The organism is Candidatus Pelagibacter sp., from assembly GCF_052049775.1.
In the GTDB taxonomy this organism is placed as follows: Bacteria; Pseudomonadota; Alphaproteobacteria; order Pelagibacterales; family Pelagibacteraceae; genus Pelagibacter.
In genome coordinates this window covers 1-1,584 of record NZ_JBNGZH010000002.1, presented here as the reverse complement: position 1 = coordinate 1,584, position 1,584 = coordinate 1, and the positions used below count along the sequence as shown (strand labels likewise).

General features: G+C 26.1%; 1 protein-coding gene. It reads left to right on the top strand.

What is annotated here, in order from left to right; all coding sequences use genetic code 11:
• Window positions 1–1,539, top strand: a 1,539-nt coding sequence (locus ACTT83_RS00145) for a glucosamine inositolphosphorylceramide transferase family protein (protein WP_440918242.1), incomplete at its 5' end; no start/stop codon positions are given.
• Window positions 1,540–1,584: the final 45 nt, after the last annotated feature.

The window sequence follows — 1,584 nt, the reverse complement described above, 5'->3', positions numbered from 1 at the left end:
AAAAATAAAAATTTTGTTGATAAATTAATAAATTATATAAAAACAAAAGGTATTTCGAGACTTATTGATCGCCTCATATTTGAATTTATTGATCAAATAGAAACTCAAATAATTAAGAAAAAAAATAAATTTAAAGACTTTTTTTTAAAACACTCGATTTCAAAATTTGAAGTTCAGAAAATATACGTTGAACCAGAAGTATCGTCATCAGGTTTATACTATCGCTATAAGACCGAAGACATCAATAAAATAAAAAATCTTAATTTAGATGTACTAGTAAGAGGTGGTAGTGGTATATTACAGGGTGAAATTTTGAACGTATGCCAATTAGGTATTATTTCATTTCATCATGGAGACAATGATTTTTATAGAGGTGGCCCGCCTGGATTCTGGGAGGTTTATAATCGTGAACCATCGACTGGATTTGTTATTCAACGTCTTTCAAAAGTGCTAGATGGAGGAGATATAATCTTTAAAGCAAATATTCCCACGTCTTTTTTTTATAAACTAAATGTTTGTAATCTTTATTTAAAATCAAGTATTTTTTTACATAAAACTTTAGAAAAATTATCAATCGATATTAATAATATCAATTACCACCCAAAAAAATCTTATTCTAATCAAATATACAAAATACCCAGGTCACATCAATCAATTTTATATTTACTAAAAACTTTCATACTAGGTACAAAAAAAATATTGAGCAAACTTTTTGGATGGTCTTTCAGATGGAATGTTGCTTATCAATTCACTGAAGATTGGAAAAATCCAATTTTAAGAAAATCTACAATTATTAAAAATCCTAAGAATAGATTTTTAGCCGATCCATTTGTTATTAGTTATAATAATAAGACAGTTGTTTTTGTTGAAGACTATAATTTTAGCGTCAAAAAAGGAGTAATATCAGCTTATGAGATTAACTCTGAAGGTTACAAGGAAATTGGAGTCGCGATTGAAGAAAAATTTCACCTATCATATCCTTTTTTAATCAAATCTAATGAACATTTATTTATGGTGCCCGAAACTCATGAAGCAAAAGATATTAGAATTTATAAATGTATTGAATTTCCTCTTAAATGGAAGCTTCATAAAATATTAATGAAGAATATTAGTGCCGTGGATACAAATATTTTTAAGTTTGATAATAAATTTTGGCTTTTTACAAATTTAGAATCATCTAATTTAAATGATTATTCTTCTGAATTACATATTTTTTATGCTGATAGTATTGATTCAACAACATGGAAACCACATTCATTAAATCCAGTTATTTTTGACTCACAAAAAGCAAGAAATGGAGGAATGATTTACTCTGAAAAAAACCATCTCTATAGAGTTTTTCAAAGACAAGATTTTGATATGTATGGAGCTTCACTAGGTGTATCAAAAATAAATGTTCTAACAGAAAATGAATACGAGGAAGAAGTTTTTATAAATGTTTTACCAAATTTTTTTAAAAACATTAAAGGAATACATAGTTTTTCTTATAATTCAGGTGTTCTAGTTAATGATTTTACGAGGCATGAAAAAATTAATTAATTTGAAATAAAATGTTAAATTAAGAAGAGGGACATTCTAAAATAA